1 protein-coding gene is annotated in these 697 nt (G+C 65.7%); it reads left to right on the forward strand.

Annotated features, from left to right (window positions below):
• The coding region (locus tag DM995_RS02820) for an SEC-C metal-binding domain-containing protein (protein WP_198669239.1) at window positions 1-624 on the forward strand (624 nt) is incomplete at its 5' end.
• Window positions 625-697 lie beyond the last annotated feature (73 nt).

A 697-nucleotide genomic window follows, 5' to 3' on the forward strand; every position in this document is an offset into this window, starting at 1 on the left:
CTGCAGCCAGGCGTCGATTTCGGGCTCGAGCCCGATATCGACGCCTGGCTGCAGGAAGACGCGGTCGAGCCCGAGCTGATCGAGGAGCGTATCCGCGAGATGGCCGAAGCCAAGGTCGAGGCCAAGGCGAGCGAGATCGAGACCGGCATGTGGCGCTCGATCGAGAAATCGGTGCTGCTGCAGAGCCTCGACCATCATTGGAAGGAGCATCTGGCGACGCTCGACGCGCTGCGTCAGGTGGTGTTCCTGCGCGCCTATGCGCAGAAGACGCCGATCAACGAGTACAAGAGCGAGGCGTTCGGCCTGTTCGAGCGCATGCTCGAGGTGATCCGCGAGGACGTGACCGGCACGATCATGAACCTGGAAATCCGCGAGCCGGAAATCCCGGCGCTGCCCGAGCTGCCCGATTTCCTCACCACCCATTTCGACCCGTTCACCGGCGAGGACAACAGCGCGGATATCGACGGCGGAACGCTGGGCACCGTCACCGCGACGCTGCCGCCGCGCCAGTCGCCGATGCCCGAAATGGGCGAAGACCTGATGGTGGGCGAAATCAGCCGCAACGCACCGTGCCCCTGCGGATCGGGCCGCAAGTACAAGCACTGCCACGGCAAGGCTGCCTAAACGGACATGGGGGGGCTCGCCGCCGGTTTCGCGCTGACGGCCCTGCTCTATGCGTCGGTCGGCTTTGGCGGCG

Origin of the sequence: Blastomonas sp. UPD001, assembly GCF_003426715.1 — a bacterium.
GTDB lineage: Bacteria > Pseudomonadota > Alphaproteobacteria > Sphingomonadales > Sphingomonadaceae > Blastomonas.